Genomic DNA, 16,501 nt, shown 5'->3' on the forward strand with positions numbered 1-16,501 from the left:
TCGCATCTGGGGGCAGCATACGCCTATGCAAGTGGCTGCTCGCACGGGGAGGTCTCTGGCGCCCCGGTTTCCTGGGCCGCCTGCATCCGCTGGAGCAGGCTGTGCAGCATCTCGGTGGACAGCCCGTGGATCACCAGCCGATGCCCCGCCCGCAAAGTCGACAGGGGCACGAGCGGGTGCTTGTTGTTGACCAGAATGAGGTGTTCGGGCGCGGCCAGGATCGTGGCTGCGTAGATGCCGATGGTTTCGTCCAGCTGCAGGGAGTTGGCGGCGCGCCAGAAATCGTTGTCCGTCAGCATCAGCTGGTAAAGCGGCGTAAAAAGCTCGATTGCGCTTTGCAGGTCGAGAAAATTGAGCCTTCCCCGGGGCATGTCTTCCAGCCGCGGACCGGGCTCTTTGATCATCGAGAAATCGGCCAGCTCCGCCTTGCACAGCGCCACGCCCTTGTCGCGCAGCGCCTTGTTCAGCCGGATCACGAAGTTGAACAGGTTCAGGTCGTGCTTCAGGAACATCTCGTCCTTCAGCGCGTCGATGTCGGCCGGCTCCAGCGGGCTCGTCGCCACCGGGGCCGGCGAGTTTCGCCCGATGAAGGCCAGCACTTGCGAGCCCAGGTGAAAGTGCCGCAGGATCAGCCAATTGGCCTCCGGCGAAACAAAGCGCTTCAGCCCCCACGCGAGAAGTCGGTGCAGCAGCATCGAATGCGACCAGTTGCGCGGCACGAACACCTTCACGATCTGGATCAGGATGATCGTCAGCCGCGCGATCGGCCGCAGGAACGGCAGCAGGTACTGGCGTGAGGCCGAACTCGAATCGGCCAGCCACGCGGCCTTGACGTCGTCGGGCAGCGGCGTGCTCTGGTCGAGGTACAGCGCCAGCCAGGGGCTGGGGTCGCGCTCGTCGTGCGCCTGGGTCAGGAAATCAGGTGTTCGGTCCATGGGGCCTGCGTTCGGTGATGTGCTGGAACTGCATCAGGTACAGCGCGGCCGTATGGCGCGCGGTGTCGGCTATCTGTCGGGCGGCGCGCGCCTGCCCCTCTACGGCCATGACCATCTCGACCGCCGTGAGCCAGCGGCTCAGGTGATGCTCGTCGTTGTGGCCGTGGTACTCGAGGAAGCGGAAGGCATCGGGTGGCAGCTTCAGGCCGGACTTGAGCAGCGGCAGCAGCGCCGGCACGATGCGCTGGCCAGTGCCCTCGATGATGTAGATCGCGCCCAGCAGTCCGATCGGGTCACGCGTGGCAGCCAGGCCATGCAGGTAGGCATTGAGCGCCTCGCCGCCGGGGTTGCGGCGCAGTTCGTCGATGGTCTCGACGGTGCCGCCGGCCTTGCGGTAGTCGCTGAAGAGGATGTTGAAGTCGTTCTGCTCCTCCCCCGCGTGCACGCCGATCAGCGAGGCCAGCATCTGGTACGGCTCGCTCAGCGAGGCGGCGCCTTCGCGCATCCACAGGCTGCCTTCGCGAACCTGGGGCACCCATTGCTCCATCCAGTTCAGATAGTCGGGCACGGCAAAGCGGCGCTCGCGGATCTGGCGGACCAGCGGCGTGCGCCAGACTCGGGAGCGGTAGTCGTGCCAGATGGCGGCCAGTTCGGTCAACAAGGCGCCGAGGCCCTCGGGCGCGACGGCCGGATCGTGCGGGGGCGCGATCACGAGGTCGTCGTCAGGCGCTGCTGCTGCCGCCGCACGCGGTGCGGCAACCACCGGCACGGCATCGACCGCCTCCACTTCGAGCAGCATGTACGCTGCCATGAAGCGCCCCGACTCTGGCACGTAGCAGAAGATCTGCTCGCCGGGCTTCAGCGCCTTGGTGTGCAGGAATTCGGCCAGCATCACGAGGATCGACGCGGCCCCGGTGTTGCCGCGCCAAGCCAGGTTGCTCCACCAGCGCTCGCGCGGGATCGACAGGTCGGCCTTGGCCATCAGGTCCTCGACCACCGGGATGAATTTTTCCGACGAGTAGTGGCACAGGAAGTGGTCTACCCGCTTCGGATCGACCCACCCGTCGCGCACCAGTCCCGCGTACTCGTGGATGCCGATGTCGAACAGGTGCGGCAGCAGACGGATGTCCTGGCGCAGCGACAGCGCGCCTGCAGCTTCGGCCTCGGCCCAGGAGCCGAAATCGAGGTGGCCGCGTGCCCGGTCTTCGGTCAGCCCGAGCTGCATGCAAACCGGATAGTCGCCCGAGAAGGCGCGCTGGTGCACCCACTTCAGCTTCAGCCGCAGCCCCGGTGCGCCGGCCAGTGCAGGCGTACCGTCGGACAGCAGCAAGGCGCCCGCGCCATCGGACAACATCCAGCGCAGGAAGTGCGAGTCGAAGTCGGTCTCGTAGCCGCGCGCCGCGAAGCGCGAGCGCTTGAAGAGGCGCGACGGCATCTCGCTGGCCACCGCCACCGCCGAGCGGTGCGCCCCCAGCTCGATGCCCTGCGCAGCTGTCTGGATCGCCGACACGCCCGCCGCGCAGATGCCGTGCACCGAATGCGTCTCCATCGGCTGCGCCGCCAGCTCGCCCTGGATCATGTTGGCAAAGCCTGGCATCAGCGTGTCGCCGCCCGACGAGCCGCTGGCCAACAGCGACACGCGCGACAGCTCCGCACCACCCCGCCGCAGGCAGTCGCGGATCGCACCGGCCGCCAGTTGCGCATTGGTGTGGCGGGTCACGCCTTCCTCGTCGATGGCGTAGTGCCGCGTGAGGATGCCGTTCTCCGCCAGGATGCGCCGCTTGATGCGCTCCGACATCCGGTTGAGCGGCGCGATGTACGCGTCCATGCGGTCGTTGGGGATGGGCTCGCCCGGCATGAAGTAGCCGGCGCTTTCGAGGTAGACGCGTTGAAATGAAACAGGCATGGTTCAGTTGATGGATGAATCGGGAGGCATCAGCGGGCGGCTGCGAAAACGCGGCCACACGGCCCCCAGCAGGAACACCCGCACCATGTACGGCACCAGCCCGCCCTCGTTGAGCACGGGATCCACCTGCGCGCGGTAGCGCGTGCGATGCAGGCGGGTGAGCTCGGACCAATGGGCATGCGGGTTCTCGTGGTGTGCGGTGTGCAGGCCGATGTTGAACAGCAATGGGTTCACCAGCCCCTCGAAATTGCGGGCGTAGTTCAGCCGGCTACCCGGGGTATCGCCCTGCGCCTCCTTGCGAGGAGCCTTCCGGCCGTCGGCGTGGGCATGCTGCAGATAATTGGTCGCCAGCAGCCAGTGCAGGCCATGCAGCTGCGGCACGATGACGAAGAGCAGCGCCTTGCGCCAGTCGAGCGCCAGCAGCACCGCCCAGCTGGCCAGCCACAGCGCGTACTGCGCCATGCAGTAGCGCCACGCGCCGCGCCTGTGCAGGCGCAGCCGGGCAAGCCACGCGAAGAACACCGGTATCAGCGCCCACACCGCCTGGAACGGATGCAGAAGGTAGCCCCGCAGGTGGTTGGTATCGCCGCCGAAGCGGTAGGTGCGCGCTACGTCCTTCGGGCCATGGCGATGGCGGTGATGATTGGCGACGTGCGCGGGCCAGAACACGAAGGTCGGATGGCCTTGCAGCAGCGTGATCCAGAAATCCGTCAACCGGTTCATGCCCCGCCCCCGCCACATGCGCAGATGCACATGGTTGTGGTGGATCACGCCGACGCCGAGCGTCAGGAACAGCGTCAGCCCATACAGCGGGACATCGAAGCCGTGGAACCACTGCCACGCAGCCAGCACAGGCAGCGCGACGAGATAGGCAAGGCTCTGCCAGTCGCGCCAGTGACGCAGCCGCGGCAGGTGGCGGCTCGCGTCAGGCCGTGGTCGCGCCATGCTTCTTGCGAAAGGCCTGGAGAACCGGCTCAACTGCATCGGCCGCGACACGCGTTCCGAACAGCCGGTCCATGAACGTGAACTGAAAACCGTAGTTGCCGTTGTGCACGGCATGGTGCAGATGGTGCCGGCGGCTCGCCGCGAACCAGTGGCTGTACGACACGCCCGTGAAGAAGTCGTAGTTCGAATGCCCGACGCAGTTGAAGAACAGGCTGAACACCGGCACCGCCGCGAGCGACCAGAAGCTGAAGTCGTGCACCACCATCGGCAGCAGGATCACGTTGCCGAGCATCAGCGCCTCGACGGGGTGAAAGCTGTAGGTGGCCCACGGCGTGGTCACGAACGAGCGGTGGTGCGGCCCGTGAAAGCGCCGCAGCCAGCGCGTGTGCAGCAGCCGGTGATTGATCCAGAAATGCACGTCATTCCAAAAGGCGAGCGCGAGGATCTCGACCGCGACCTGCGGCCACCCCGCATCGCCGTCGAGCCGCGCCCAGCCCAGCTGCAGCACCCCCCATGGAAACACCATGCCCAGCCCGAAGATCAGCACCGACACCCCCGACTGCCCCAGTTCGCGCCGCAGCTGCCCCGGCTGCAGCGGCCGAGGATCGAGTTCGCGCCCGATGCCCAGCGCGGGCAGCATGCGCTTCGTCAGCAGCCACGTGAGGCTGCCAAAACAGAGATAGATGCCGCCGAAAAAAAGCACGCCCCACAGCATGACCTGCGGGGCGGACAACGAGGTGAAAGTCTGCGCCATCCCCCGAGGCTACAACAGCATCTCGGGAACGATCGGCGCAATGAGCATGTTGTAGAAGCGCTGGAAGAAGCCCGATTCGGGCTCCGAAGTCAGGATCATCTCTTTCTCGCCATCGTTCGTCAGCCATTGCAGCGTGCCGGTGTCCTTGGCCAGCCGCAGCCGGTAGGAATTCTGCAACTTGCTGATGTTGATGACGCGCAACATCTCGCGCGCCAGCTGCGGGCTGTCGACCACCACCCCCATCTCGGTGTTCTGGCTGGCCGAGCGCGGATCGAGATTCATCGAGCCGATGAAGATGCGCGTCCTGTCGATCGCAGCGGTCTTGGAGTGCAGCCGCCCCAGCGACTTGCCGAACATGCCGAAGCGCTCGCCCGCGCTGGTGCGCTGCGGACTCAGTTCGTAGAGGTCGGCGCCGCTTTCGAGCAGCCGCTGGCGATAGCGCGCATAGCCGGTGTGCACCAGCGGCTCGTCGTTGGCCGCCAGAGAATTGGTCAGCAGCGTGAGCTTGACCTTGCGTCTGGCCAGGTCCTCGAAAGCCTCCATGCCGCGCTCGCCCGGCACCAGGTAGGGCGAGGTCAGGTCGACCTCGGTCTTGGCGTCGAGCAGCAGCGCCCAGACCTTCATCGTCACGCTGGTGGCGATGGCCTCGTCGGCGGACATGGTCGCGGGCTTGGTGGGCGGGTCGGCGATGGCGCGGGCCTCGCCCCACAGCAGGCCCATGCGGCCGCCGTCGAGCTCCTCGGCAATGGGCCCGTAGCCGAGGATGTCGGATGGCGGCAGCACGATCTTCGGTGGTGGCGCGGCCATGCCCACCCAACTGTCGAAATCGGCGCCGTTCGGCTTGCGGCCGCCCTCGCCCGTCACGATGTCGGCAATCGGCCAGACCTGCACGCTGTTCCAGTAGGCGTCGAAGATCGATTCGAGCTGCGGCACCACCTTGCCGATCACCAGCGCATCCATGTCGATGAAGTTCTGCGCCTCGCTGAGCACGAAATACTCTTCGGCGATGTTGCGCCCGCCCACCACCGCCATCACGCCGTCAGCAATGAAGAGCTTGTTGTGCATCCGGTGGTTGAGCCGCGAAATCTCCCACGGCGACGCCGCGAAGCGCGACAGGAAGCCGTTACGCCCGCAGCAGAACGGGTTGAACAGGCGCACATCGACATTGGGCGTCTCGGACAGTGCCAGTAGCAGCTGCTGGCTCTTGACGGTGTACAGGTCGTCCACCAGCACCCGCACCTTCACGCCGCGCATCGCTGCCTCGCGCAGCGTGCGCAGCAGCAGTCGGCCGACCGCATCGTTCTCGAGCTGGTAATACTGCACCACCAGCGAGCGCTGGGCCCGCTGGGCGAGTTGGATGCGTGCGTCGAGCGAATACACGCCCAGCGGCATCAGCCGGAAGCCCGAGTGCTCGCCAGGCGGCGTGGATGCGGCGGCGATCTTCGCGAGCGTGGTCGACGGGTCGGCAGAGGAGGCAAATTCGGCGGGCCGTTCCCGCGCCGGCGGCAGTGAACCGCAGGCGCCGAGCGCCGCAATCAGGGCGCCAGCGAGCGCGAGGCGCAGAAGCGAGAGGCAGGCGTTCATGATGGTGCTTCCATGGCGTGGTTCTTCTCGTCGTTTCTTCAATTGTTCTGCTCAATACGCGGGCCGGCCTGCACCGGTTTCAAGGGCCCCTTTTGGGGACGCCCGGCCTAGAATTCGACCCACATCGCTGCGGAGTTACATCATGGCCCGTTCGCACCTCCATCGCATCGTCTGGATGACGGTTTTTTCAGCCCTGGCGCATCCCGCCTGGGCCGCCCTGGACATCGGCGACCCCGTGCCCAAGTTCACCGCCACCGCGGCCCTGGGCGGCAAGACCTTCCGCTACTCGCTGGCCGACGCGCTCGCCAAGGGGCCGGTGGTGCTGTACTTCTTTCCAGCGGCCGATTCCAACGACTGCTCGATCGAGGCCCACGCCTTCGCCGAAGCCGTAGACCAGTTCGCCGCACTGGGCGCCAGCGTGATCGGCGTTTCGGCGGACGACATCGGCACCTTGTCGAAGTTCTCGGTCAAATCCTGCCAGAGCCGCTTTCCGGTGGCGTCGGACGAGGGCAAGACCGTGATCCAGGGTTTCGACGCGCTGATGCAGACGCGGCCCGACTTCGCCAACCGCCTGTCGTACGTGATCTCGCCGGACGGCAAGGTCGCCTACTACTACCAGAACCTGAATCCGGACAAGCATGTGGAGCGCACGCTGAATGCGGTGAAGGCGCTGCCGAAGGCCGGCACGGCCAAGTAAGGATTGCGGGCCGCAGGGCCATGGGATTCGCGCGCTTCGCGCAAAATCCGCGCATGCAGCTCAACTACATCGCCAACGCGCACGTCCCGTCCTCTTCCGGCCGCACCCTGCCCGTCATCGACCCTTCCGACGGCCAGGTTTTCGACGAAATCCAGCGCAGCAACGCGGCCGATATCGACTCCGCCGTGCGCGCCGCGCGCGACTGTTTCGAAGGCGTCTGGCACAAGGTCAGCGCCGCCGACCGCAGCCGCCTGCTCTACAAGCTCTCGCAGAAGATCACCGAGCACGTCGACGAGCTCGCGCTGATCGAGCAGCGCGACTGCGGCAAGCCGGTGAAGCAGGCGCGCGCCGACGCTGTGGCGCTGGTGCGCTACTTCGAGTTCTATGCCGGCGCCTGCGACAAGCTGCACGGCGAAACCATCCCCTACCAGGACGGCTACAGCGTCTTCACCTGGCGCGAGCCGCACGGCGTCACCGGCCACATCATTCCGTGGAACTACCCGATGCAGATCTTCGGGCGCAGCGTGGGCGGCGCCCTGGCGGCCGGCAATGTGTGCGTGGTCAAGCCGGCCGAAGACGCCTGCCTCTCGCTGATCCGCGTGGCGCAGCTTGCGGCCGAAGTTGGCTTTCCGGCCGGCGCGCTCAATATCGTGACGGGCTACGGCCATGAAGTGGGAGACGCGCTCGCTCGGCACGAGGGCATCGACCACATCAGCTTCACCGGCAGCCCGAAGATCGGCACGCTGATCCAGCAGGTGGCGGCCGAGCGGCATTGCCCGGTCACGCTGGAGCTGGGCGGCAAGAGTCCGCAAATCATCTTCGCGGACGCCGACCTGGACGCGGCCATTCCCGTGGTCATCAATGCCATCGTGCAGAACGCCGGCCAGACCTGCTCGGCCGGCTCGCGGGTGCTGATCCAGCGCGACATCTACGAACCGCTGCTCGAGCGCCTGGGCCATGCCTTCGAGGCGCTGCGCGTCGGTCCCGCGGCCATGGACCTCGACGTGGGCCCGCTGATTCGCCAGGCGCAGCAGCAGCGCGTGTGGGACTTCTTGAGCGATGCGCAGCATGCCGGCATCCCGATGGTGGCGCAGGGCATCGTGGTCGAGGAGGCGCCCGAGACCGGCTTCTACCAGGCACCCACCCTGCTGCGCGACGTGCCGGTGAATCACCGGCTCGCACAGGAAGAGGTGTTCGGCCCGGTGCTGGCAGCCATGGCCTTCGCCGACGAAGACGAAGCCGTGGCGCTTGCCAACGCCACGCAGTTCGGCCTGGTCGCCGGCGTGTGGACCACCGACGGATCGCGCCAGTTCCGCATGGCCAGGCGCGTGAGGAGCGGCCAGGTGTTCATCAACAACTACGGCGCGGGCGGCGGTGTCGAGCTACCGTTCGGCGGCGTAAAGTCCTCGGGCTACGGCCGCGAGAAGGGGTTCGAGGCCCTCTACGGCTTCACCACGCTCAAGACCGTCGCCGTCAAGCACGGCTGAGGCCAAGGGACGGCCCGGCAGTCGCCCCAACACATAGTGCATTGCAGAAGATTGACCTGGGACATGGTTTACGCGGCGGCGATCAAGTAGCCTGAGGTTCACAGGCCCTTGGGCCGTGGCGCAAAATCGGACCCGCTTCATGAAAAACAGCAGCAATACCGTCATTCCGATCTCCACGATCGGCCGCGCACGCCCCGCCGTGGCCGTGCCGGACGTCGCCGTGCCCGCCACGGGGTTGCTGCTCGACCGTCTGGGCCGGCCCATGACCGACCTGCGCATCAGCGTGACCGACCGGTGCAACTTCCGCTGCAGCTACTGCATGCCGAAGGACGTGTTCGACAAGGACTACAAGTACCTGCCGCACAGCGCGCTGCTGAGTTTTGAGGAAATGACGCGGCTGGCCCGCCTGTTCGCCGCGCACGGCGTGCGCAAGATCCGCCTGACCGGCGGCGAGCCGCTGCTGCGCAAGAACATCGAAGGCCTCATCGAACAACTCGCCGGGATCCGCACGCCCGCCGGCGAGCCGCTGGCGCTGACGCTCACCACCAACGGCTCGTTGCTCGCGCGCAAGGCCTTCGGGCTGCGGGCCGCAGGCCTGCAGCGCGTGACCGTGAGCCTCGACAGCCTCGACGACGCCGTGTTCCGCCACATGAACGACGTCGACTTTCCGGTGGCTGACGTGCTGGCCGGCATCGACGCGGCGCTGGCCGCGGGCCTCGGTCCCATCAAGGTCAACATGGTGGTCAAGCGCGGTACCAACGAGCAGGAAATACTGCCGATGGCCCGTTACTTCCGCACGCACCTCGGCGGCAAGGTGGTGCTGCGCTTCATCGAGTACATGGACGTGGGCGCCACCAACGGCTGGCGCATGGACGAGGTGCTGCCCTCGGCCGACGTCATCGCTCGCATCCATGCCGAATTTCCGCTGGTGCCGCTCGAAGCCACCACGCCCGGCGAGACCGCCCAGCGCTGGGCCTATACCGACGGCAGCGGCGAGATCGGCGTGATCAGCAGCGTCACGCAGGCCTTCTGCCACGACTGCAGCCGCGCGCGTCTGTCGACCGAGGGCAAGCTGTACCTCTGCCTCTTCGCCAGCGCCGGCCACGACCTGCGCCCGCTGCTGCGCGGCACCGCCAGCGACGACGACATCGCCTCGGCCATCGGCCACATCTGGCAGGGCCGCGCCGACCGCTACTCCGAGTTGCGCGCACTGCGTGGGCCCGACGACGACAGCGGCGATGCCGGCGGCAAGGCGCCGCGCCGCGTCGAGATGAGCTACATCGGCGGATGACGCAGGCGGCCGCCATGCCCGCGCACGCCTTCATCGCGGCCACCGACATCACGGGGCTTCTGCTGGCCGGCGGACGCGGCTCTCGCATGGGCGGGGCCGACAAGGGATTGCAGCCTTTCAACGGCGAGCCGCTGGCTCTGCATGCGATACGGAGGCTGGGGCCGCAGGTCGGCCAGCTCATCGTCAATGCCAACCGCAACCTCGCTGACTACGAAGCCTTCGGCGTGCCGGTGTGGCCCGACAGTCTCGCGGACTATCCGGGGCCGCTCGCGGGCTTTCTCACCGGGTTGGAGCACTGCACGACCCCCTGGCTGTTGACCGTGCCTTGCGACACGCCGCTGTTTCCGCCAGACCTCGCCGCCCGACTCGCCGAAGCGGTGGCCGCCGAAAATGCAGAGATCGCGATGGTCAATGCACCCGAACTCTCCGAAGGTGAGATGGTGCTGCGCCTCCAACCCGTCTTCTGCCTGCTGCGTGCCGACCTGCGCGAGAGCCTGCGGCGCTACACCGAAGCCGGCGGCCGCAAGGTCCAAGCATGGACCGCACAGCACCGCACAGTGCACGTGCCCTTCAACCGCCCCGGCGACGCGCCCGACGCTTTCTTCAACGCCAACACCCTGGCCGAACTGCACGCCCTCGAAAACCGATGAGCCGCATTGCAGACATCGCTTCCGCCCTTTCGGGCTACGACGCCGCCATTGACCTGAGCGTCGAGGCCGTCCACGCTTTTCTCTCGCAACTCACGGCCTCGGCTGTCGTCACCCAACGGGAGACCGTCTCCCTGCTCGACGCCCTCGGCCGCGTGCTGGCCGAAGACATCGTCTCGCCCGTCAGCGTGCCGCCGCACGACAACTCCGCCATGGACGGCTACGCCTTCGACGGCGCGGTGCTGCCCCGGGACGCCCCCATCGACATCTCGGTCACGCTGCGCGTGGCGGGGACGGCGCTGGCCGGGGCCGCCTGGCGTGGCACGCTGGGTCGAGGCGATGCGGTGCGCATCATGACCGGCGCCATGATGCCGGCTGGCCTCGACACCGTCGTGCCGCAGGAGTTCTGCAAGGTCGACGGCGACCGCGTGTGCTTCCCGGCCAGGGTGCTGCGCTGCGGCGACAACCGCCGCCTTGCGGGCGAAGACCTGATGCAGGGCCAGACCGCGCTGCGCAAGGGCGAACGCCTGTCGCCCGCCGCGCTCGGCATGGTTGCGAGCCTCGGCCTGCCGGACGTGCCTGCGCTGCGGCGGCTGCGGGTGGCCTACTTCTCGACCGGCGACGAGATCCTGAGCCTCGGCGACGCGCCGCGCGAAGGCGCCGTGTACGACAGCAACCGCTACACCGTGTTCGGCATGCTCGCGCGGCTGGGCTGCGAGGTGATCGACCTCGGCCTCGTGCGCGACGATCCGGCCACGCTCGCCGCCGCACTGCGGCGCGCCGCGCACGAGGCCGATGCCATCGTCACCAGCGGCGGCGTCAGCGCCGGTGCGGCCGACCACACGCGCGACGTGATGCAGCAACTGGGCGACATGGCGTTCTGGCGCGTGGCCATGCGCCCGGGCCGGCCGCTGGCGGTGGGGTTGATCCCGCGCGAGGCGTCGCCGCAGCCGGCGGTGCTGTTCGGCCTGCCGGGCAATCCGGTGGCCGTGATGGTGACCTTCCTGGCCTTCGTGCGGCCGGCGCTGCTGCGCCTGATGGGCTGCCACGACGCGGCAGCCGCGCCACCGCCCCTGCTGCGTGCACGCAGCACGGGCCCGATCCGCAAGAAGCCGGGCCGCACCGAGTACCAGCGCGGCTTCGTGAAGACCGTGCCGGGCGCACTGCCTGAGGTGTGCGTCGCGAGCCACCAGGGCTCAGGGGTGCTCAGCTCGATGGTCGAAGCCAACGGCCTCGTGGTGCTGCACCACGATCAGGGCAGCGTCGCGGCGGGCGGCGAAGTCGACGTGATGATGTTCGACGGCAACATCTAGGCGCCCCGAACGGTCAGATCCGGCCCAGGGCCTTGTCCACGCCCTTGTTGGCCAGCATGTCGGCGCGCTCGTTGCCCGGGTCTCCCGAGTGGCCCTTGACCCAGCGCCACTCGATCTGGTGGCCGCCCTCGCTCACCAGCTTGTCGAGCCGCTGCCAGAGTTCGACGTTCTTCACGGGCTGCTTGCTGGCCGTCATCCAGCCCTTGGCCTTCCAGCCGCGGATCCACTCGGTGATGCCCTTGCGCACGTACTGGCTGTCGAGGTAAAGCAGCACCTTGCAGGGCCGCTTGAGCGCGGCCAGGCCTTCGATGACGGCGGTCAGCTCCATGCGATTGTTGGTGGTGTCGAGTTCACCGCCGAACAGGTCTTTCTCGGTGGAGCCCGACTTGAGCCACGCGCCCCAGCCGCCAGGGCCGGGGTTTCCCTTGCATGCGCCATCGGTGTAGATCACGACTTCGTTCAAACCGGCTTTTCCTTCTTCATCGTCATTCGTTTTCGTTCATTCTCAATTCTTGCCGACCTCGTTGCGGTGCACCTTGCCCGCAATGGGCACCGGCGCCGTGGCGCGGGCGGCCGAGCGGCGCCACTCGGCGCTCAGCAGACGCATGCCGCGCACCCGCTTCACGGCGACCACGAAGTAGGCGGCGCCGAAGATCGGCCACCAGCGCTCGCCGGCGGCATCCATCCAGCGCGAGCGCTCCAGCCAGGCTTCGCTTCGCACCGCGGGCCGGTAGATGCCGAAGCGGCCCGACTCCACCTCGAAGCTCAGGAGCCGCAGCCAGTCGCGCATGCGCCAGTAGCCGATGAACTCCCCGCCTTCGGGCAGGTACAGGTCGCCGATGCCGAGCCGGCGATAGAGGTGTGCGCGGCGCTGCCGCATGCCCCAGAGGCTGGCCGGATTGAACCCGCAGATCACCACGCGGCCCTCGGGCACCAGCACCCGCTCCACCTCGCGCAGGGTGGCGTGCGGGTCGGGGCTCAGTTCGAGCGCGTGCGGCATCACCACCAGGTCGAGGCTGTTGGCTGCAAACGGCAGTGCCGCAAAGTCGGTCAGGAGCGTCGCCCTGCCGCCTCGGGCGGGGTCGTCCAGCGCCAGCCAGCGGTGCGGCATGCGGTTGGCGCGCAAGCCGTCGACCTCGGCCGCACCCAGTTGCAGCGCGTGATAGCCGAACACGTCGGCCACCGCCTGATCGAACTGGGCCTGCTCCCAAGCCAGAAGGTAGCGCCCCGGGGGGGTCGCGAACCAATCCTGCAAACCTATAATTTGACCGCTCATGACCCTTGTTCCGCTGCCCGCCTTCGCTGACAACTACATCTGGATGCTGCACGACGGGTCCCACGCCATCGTGGTGGATCCGGGCGACGCCCAACCGGTGTTCGACGCGCTGGCGCGCCACAAGCTGCAGCTGGCCGCGATTCTAGTCACGCACCACCATCCCGATCACACAGGGGGCGTGGCAGCGCTGCACGAGGCCACCAGCGCACCCGTGTGGGGGCCGGCGCGCGAGCGCATTCCCGAGCCGTTCACGCCGCTGGCGCAAGGCGACATTGCCGAGGTGCTCGGCCTGCGCTTCGAGGTCATCGACGTGCCGGGCCATACGGCCGGCCACATCGCGTACTTCCTGCCCGCGGCGCAAACGGCGGGCGGCGATGCACCGCTGCTGTTCTGCGGCGACACGCTGTTCTCCGGCGGCTGCGGGCGCCTGTTCGAAGGCACTCCCGCGCAGATGCTGGCTTCGCTAGATGCGCTTGCCGTATTGCCGGGCGACACGCGTGTCTGCTGTGCGCACGAATACACACTTTCTAACCTGCGTTTTGCCCAGGCGGTGGAACCGGGCAACGCCGAACTGGATCACTACAACGCGCGCTGCGAAAGCCTGCGCGCGCAAGGGCAGCCCACACTGCCATCGCAACTGGCAATCGAACGCCAGGTCAACCCCTTTCTTCGCAGCCGCGAAGCCACTGTCCTTCGAGCGGTGCGTGCCCACGCTGAGCTGGCTGCCGATGCAGCCGAGGCCGACGTGTTCGCCGCACTGCGCCAATGGAAAAACGACTTCCGATGAAACTGATCGCTGCCACCTGCCTTGCAGGTTCACTGGTGCTCGCGGGCTGCGCGGGCACGAGCAACAACAACAGCTCCTCCCCCTCTTCTTCTTCGTCGGCCGGCGGCACCGGCGCCAAGGCCACGGGTAGTGCGACACCAGTCTACCCACGCGACTCTCTCTCGCCCCTCACCACCGGACAGGCCCAATCGCAGAGCGTGGTCACGCTCGCCCCGCCGGTCGACATGTGGGACCGCATCCGCCGCGGCTTCAAGATGCCCAACCTCGACAGCGACCTGGTGCGCGATCGCGAGCAGTGGTATTCCAGCCGGCCCGACTACATCCAGCGCATGACGGAGCGCTCGAACAAGTACATCTTCCACATCGTCGAAGAGCTCGAACGGCGCAACATGCCGACCGAACTCGCACTGCTGCCCTACATCGAGAGCGCGTTCAACCCGCAGGCCATCTCCAGCGCGCGCGCCGCGGGCATGTGGCAGTTCATGCCGGCCACCGGCACCGACTTCGACCTGAAGCAGAACATCTTCCGCGACGACCGCCGCGACGTGGTGGCCTCCACCCGCGCCGCGCTCGACTACCTGCAGAAGCTCTACGGCATGTTCGGCGACTGGCAACTGGCCCTGGCCGCCTACAACTGGGGCGAAGGCAGCGTGAGCCGCGCCATCGCCAAGAACCAGCGCCTGGGCCTGCCCACCACCTACAGCGACCTCACAATGCCCGCCGAGACGCGGCTCTACGTGCCCAAGCTGCAGGCCGTGAAGAACATCGTGGCGAATCCGCAGGCCTTCAACACCGAGCTGCCGCTGATCGCCAACCACCCGTACTTCCAGACCGTCACGCTCACGCGTGACCTCGACGTGGAACTCGCCGCCAAGCTTGCCGACGTGCGGCTCGAAGACTTCCGCGCGCTCAACCCCGCCGCGCACAAACCGGTGCTGATCGCGGCCGGCACGCCGCAGCTCCTGCTGCCGTGGGACAACGCGGCCGTGTTCCAGCGCAACTTCGATGCCTATTCGCAGGGCCAGTACGCCAGCTGGACCGCCTGGGTCGTGCCCAGCACCATGACCGTGGCCGACGCGGCCCAGCGCTCCGGCATGAGCGAAAGCGACCTGCGCGCCATCAACAACGTGCCGCCGCGCATGCTCATCAAGGCCGGTTCGACGCTGATCGTGCCGCGCGGCGCCCGCGTGAAGGAAGACGTGGCGGCCGTGGTGGCCGACGGCGGCCACCTGAGTTTCCAGCCCGAAATCGTCACGCACCGCACGACGGTGAAGGCCGGCCGCGCGGACAACGTCGCCAGCATTGCGCGCCGCTACAACCTCAAGCCCGCCAACGTGGCCGAGTGGAACGACGTGAAGCCCAACCACGCGTTCAAGCGCGGCTTCAGCGTGGTGGTGTACCTGCCGATCCGCGCCACGGTGGCAGCGCGCGCCGGCACCGGCGTGGCGGTCGGGCGCGGCCACGCGGTGGCGGTATCTGCGAAGCGCGGCGCACCGGTGAAGGCTTCGCCGCGGGGCACCAATGTCGTCAAGGTGCCTGCCAGCAGCAAGCAGCAGGTGGTGCGCGAGAAGCGCGGCGGCACGCCGGCCAAGAAAAAGCGCTGAAACGGCGCTCTTCGTGCTTCGGTTTCTGCAGGTTCAGCGGGCTGCCGCCGCAGCCCATGCCCTGCGGCGCACCACGGCTTCGAGTGCGGCCACGGCGATCATGACGAGCGTCGTGAGCGTGCCCACCACCATCACCGAGAGGTGCGGAGCAAAGACTGCGAGCACGGCCAGCAGGCCCAGGCCGTAGAGGTGCGACTGCGGCAGGAAACCGCGCACCACACGCTTGAACAGCGCATTGCCGAACAGGTACAGCGCCGGCCCGCCGATGAGCGCGCCCAAGTACTTGAGCTCGGCATGGTGCGAGCCCTCGTTGATCGTGAGCTCGTCCGCCACCGCGCACACGATGATGCCCGCCACCAGGATCACGTGCGTGTAGTGGAACTTGGCGCCGATGCCGCCGGGGTCGGGCGAATGCTCGATGGCATGGGTCGCCTCCTTCGCGCTGGTGTCGAAGTACATCCACCACATCGCGAGGCTGCCCGAGAAACCCACGAGCAGCGCGAACAGGTCGATACCGTGCCATTCGGTGTGCTGGCCAAAGGCGATGCCGGTGGCCAGCACCGACTCGCCCAGCGCGACGATCACGAACAACTGGCAGCGTTCGGCGAGGTGGCCGCCGTCGATGGTCCAGTCGGCGGTCGTGGAGCGGCCCAGTCCCGGAAAGCGCAGCCCGATCATCGGCGCGATGTATTCGCACAGCACGCCGACGAACCACAGCGCGAGGCGCGCCTGCCCTTCGGCCAGGCCGCCCGCGATCCAGAACGCGCCGGCCAGGCAGTTCCAGGCCAGCAGCCGGCGAAAATTGGGTGTGAGCGGATCGTTCGAGCCGATGGCGATCAGCATGCAGAGCGTACGCCCCGCCTGGATGCCCACGAAGCACAGCGCGAACACCAGCCCGCGCTCTGCGAAGGCGCCGGGCAGCGCCGAGGCCATCACCATGGCCAGCAGCATGATGGCGAACAGCACGCCGCGAATGCGTAGCGCGCCAGGGTTGAACCAGTTGGTGGTCCATGCCGTGTACTGCCAGCCCAGCCATACCGCGAACCACATCACCAGCGTCTGGAACGCGCCCAGCAGCGTGAGGTGGTCCAGCAGATAGTGGGAGAGTTGCGTGACCGAAAACGCATAGACCAGGTCGAAGAACAGCTCTTCGTTCGAGACCCTGGCAGCCTCGTTGCGCGAGCGCAAGGTCGTGGCCCGCTTGTTGTCGTGGCTCATTGCTTACTACCCCCGTGAAATCGTTGCCGTGCTCTGCGGAGCGTCGCGCAAGATCAT

The 16,501-nt window shown here is 67.4% G+C and carries 15 protein-coding genes; 7 read left to right on the plus strand and 8 right to left on the minus strand.

The annotated features are described in order from the left end of the window. Positions 1-23: 23 nt before the first annotated feature. The 5 genes from ASD05_RS27145 to ASD05_RS27165 are packed head-to-tail and all read right to left on the minus strand — an operon-like array spanning position 24 to position 6,124. Complete coding sequence (locus ASD05_RS27145) at positions 24-935, minus strand: DUF6999 family protein (RefSeq protein WP_056599205.1); 912 nt, start codon at positions 933-935, stop codon at positions 24-26. Then, on the minus strand, positions 919-2,841 hold the full coding sequence (locus tag ASD05_RS27150; protein ID WP_056599208.1) for a StlD/DarB family beta-ketosynthase: 1,923 nt from the start codon (positions 2,839-2,841) through the stop codon (positions 919-921). Before ASD05_RS27150 ends, ASD05_RS27145 begins: the two co-directional genes overlap by 17 nt. 3 nt (positions 2,842-2,844) lie before the next feature. Further along, complete coding sequence (locus ASD05_RS27155; protein ID WP_056599211.1) at positions 2,845-3,786, minus strand: fatty acid desaturase; 942 nt, start codon at positions 3,784-3,786, stop codon at positions 2,845-2,847. After that, complete coding sequence (locus ASD05_RS27160) at positions 3,767-4,540, minus strand: sterol desaturase family protein (RefSeq protein ID WP_056599214.1); 774 nt, start codon at positions 4,538-4,540, stop codon at positions 3,767-3,769. The genes ASD05_RS27155 and ASD05_RS27160 overlap by 20 nt, the downstream gene beginning before the upstream one ends. A gap of 9 nt (positions 4,541-4,549) precedes the next feature. Then, positions 4,550-6,124: a phospholipase D family protein gene (locus ASD05_RS27165; protein WP_056599217.1), complete on the minus strand. Its 1,575-nt coding sequence runs from the start codon at positions 6,122-6,124 to the stop codon at positions 4,550-4,552. A 142-nt stretch (positions 6,125-6,266) separates the two neighbouring features. On the opposite strand from ASD05_RS27165, the gene ASD05_RS27170 reads away from it, so the two are divergent. From ASD05_RS27170 to glp, 5 genes are all read left to right on the plus strand, one after another. Beyond that, on the plus strand, positions 6,267-6,821 hold the full coding sequence (locus tag ASD05_RS27170; RefSeq protein WP_056599219.1) for a peroxiredoxin: 555 nt from the start codon (positions 6,267-6,269) through the stop codon (positions 6,819-6,821). A 53-nt stretch (positions 6,822-6,874) separates the two neighbouring features. After that, a complete protein-coding gene (locus ASD05_RS27175) occupies positions 6,875-8,308 on the plus strand; it encodes an aldehyde dehydrogenase family protein (RefSeq protein WP_056599387.1) in 1,434 nt (477 codons plus the stop codon). Positions 8,309-8,447: 139 nt separating this feature from the next. Next, on the plus strand, positions 8,448-9,599 hold the full coding sequence (gene moaA, locus ASD05_RS27180; protein ID WP_056599222.1) for a GTP 3',8-cyclase MoaA: 1,152 nt from the start codon (positions 8,448-8,450) through the stop codon (positions 9,597-9,599). Between the two features lie 14 nt (positions 9,600-9,613). Further along, positions 9,614-10,249 (plus strand): molybdenum cofactor guanylyltransferase MobA, encoded by a 636-nt coding sequence (gene mobA, locus ASD05_RS27185; protein WP_056599390.1) that lies wholly within the window; start codon positions 9,614-9,616, stop codon positions 10,247-10,249. After that, positions 10,246-11,559 (plus strand): gephyrin-like molybdotransferase Glp, encoded by a 1,314-nt coding sequence (gene glp, locus ASD05_RS27190; RefSeq protein WP_056599225.1) that lies wholly within the window; start codon positions 10,246-10,248, stop codon positions 11,557-11,559. Before mobA ends, glp begins: the two co-directional genes overlap by 4 nt. A gap of 13 nt (positions 11,560-11,572) precedes the next feature. Here glp and rnhA read toward each other — a convergent pair whose 3' ends face one another. Both rnhA and ASD05_RS27200 read right to left on the minus strand, forming a co-directional pair. After that, a complete protein-coding gene (gene rnhA / locus ASD05_RS27195) occupies positions 11,573-12,022 on the minus strand; it encodes a ribonuclease HI (RefSeq protein WP_056518034.1) in 450 nt (149 codons plus the stop codon). A gap of 42 nt (positions 12,023-12,064) precedes the next feature. After that, entirely contained in the window at positions 12,065-12,835 is a 771-nt protein-coding gene (locus tag ASD05_RS27200) for a class I SAM-dependent methyltransferase (RefSeq protein ID WP_235508116.1), read from the minus strand. On the opposite strand from ASD05_RS27200, the gene gloB reads away from it, so the two are divergent. Continuing rightward, positions 12,834-13,622, plus strand: a complete 789-nt coding sequence (gloB, locus tag ASD05_RS27205; protein ID WP_056599231.1) for a hydroxyacylglutathione hydrolase — start codon at positions 12,834-12,836, stop codon at positions 13,620-13,622. The genes ASD05_RS27200 and gloB overlap by 2 nt on opposite strands. Continuing rightward, positions 13,619-15,226 (plus strand): transglycosylase SLT domain-containing protein, encoded by a 1,608-nt coding sequence (locus ASD05_RS27210; RefSeq protein ID WP_056599234.1) that lies wholly within the window; start codon positions 13,619-13,621, stop codon positions 15,224-15,226. The genes gloB and ASD05_RS27210 overlap by 4 nt, the downstream gene beginning before the upstream one ends. Positions 15,227-15,259: 33 nt before the next feature. Here ASD05_RS27210 and ASD05_RS27215 read toward each other — a convergent pair whose 3' ends face one another. Then, on the minus strand, positions 15,260-16,444 hold the full coding sequence (locus ASD05_RS27215; RefSeq protein WP_056599236.1) for a low temperature requirement protein A: 1,185 nt from the start codon (positions 16,442-16,444) through the stop codon (positions 15,260-15,262). Positions 16,445-16,501 lie beyond the last annotated feature (57 nt).

Origin of the sequence: Variovorax sp. Root434 (assembly GCF_001426595.1) — a bacterium.
Classification (GTDB): domain Bacteria; phylum Pseudomonadota; class Gammaproteobacteria; order Burkholderiales; family Burkholderiaceae_C; genus Variovorax.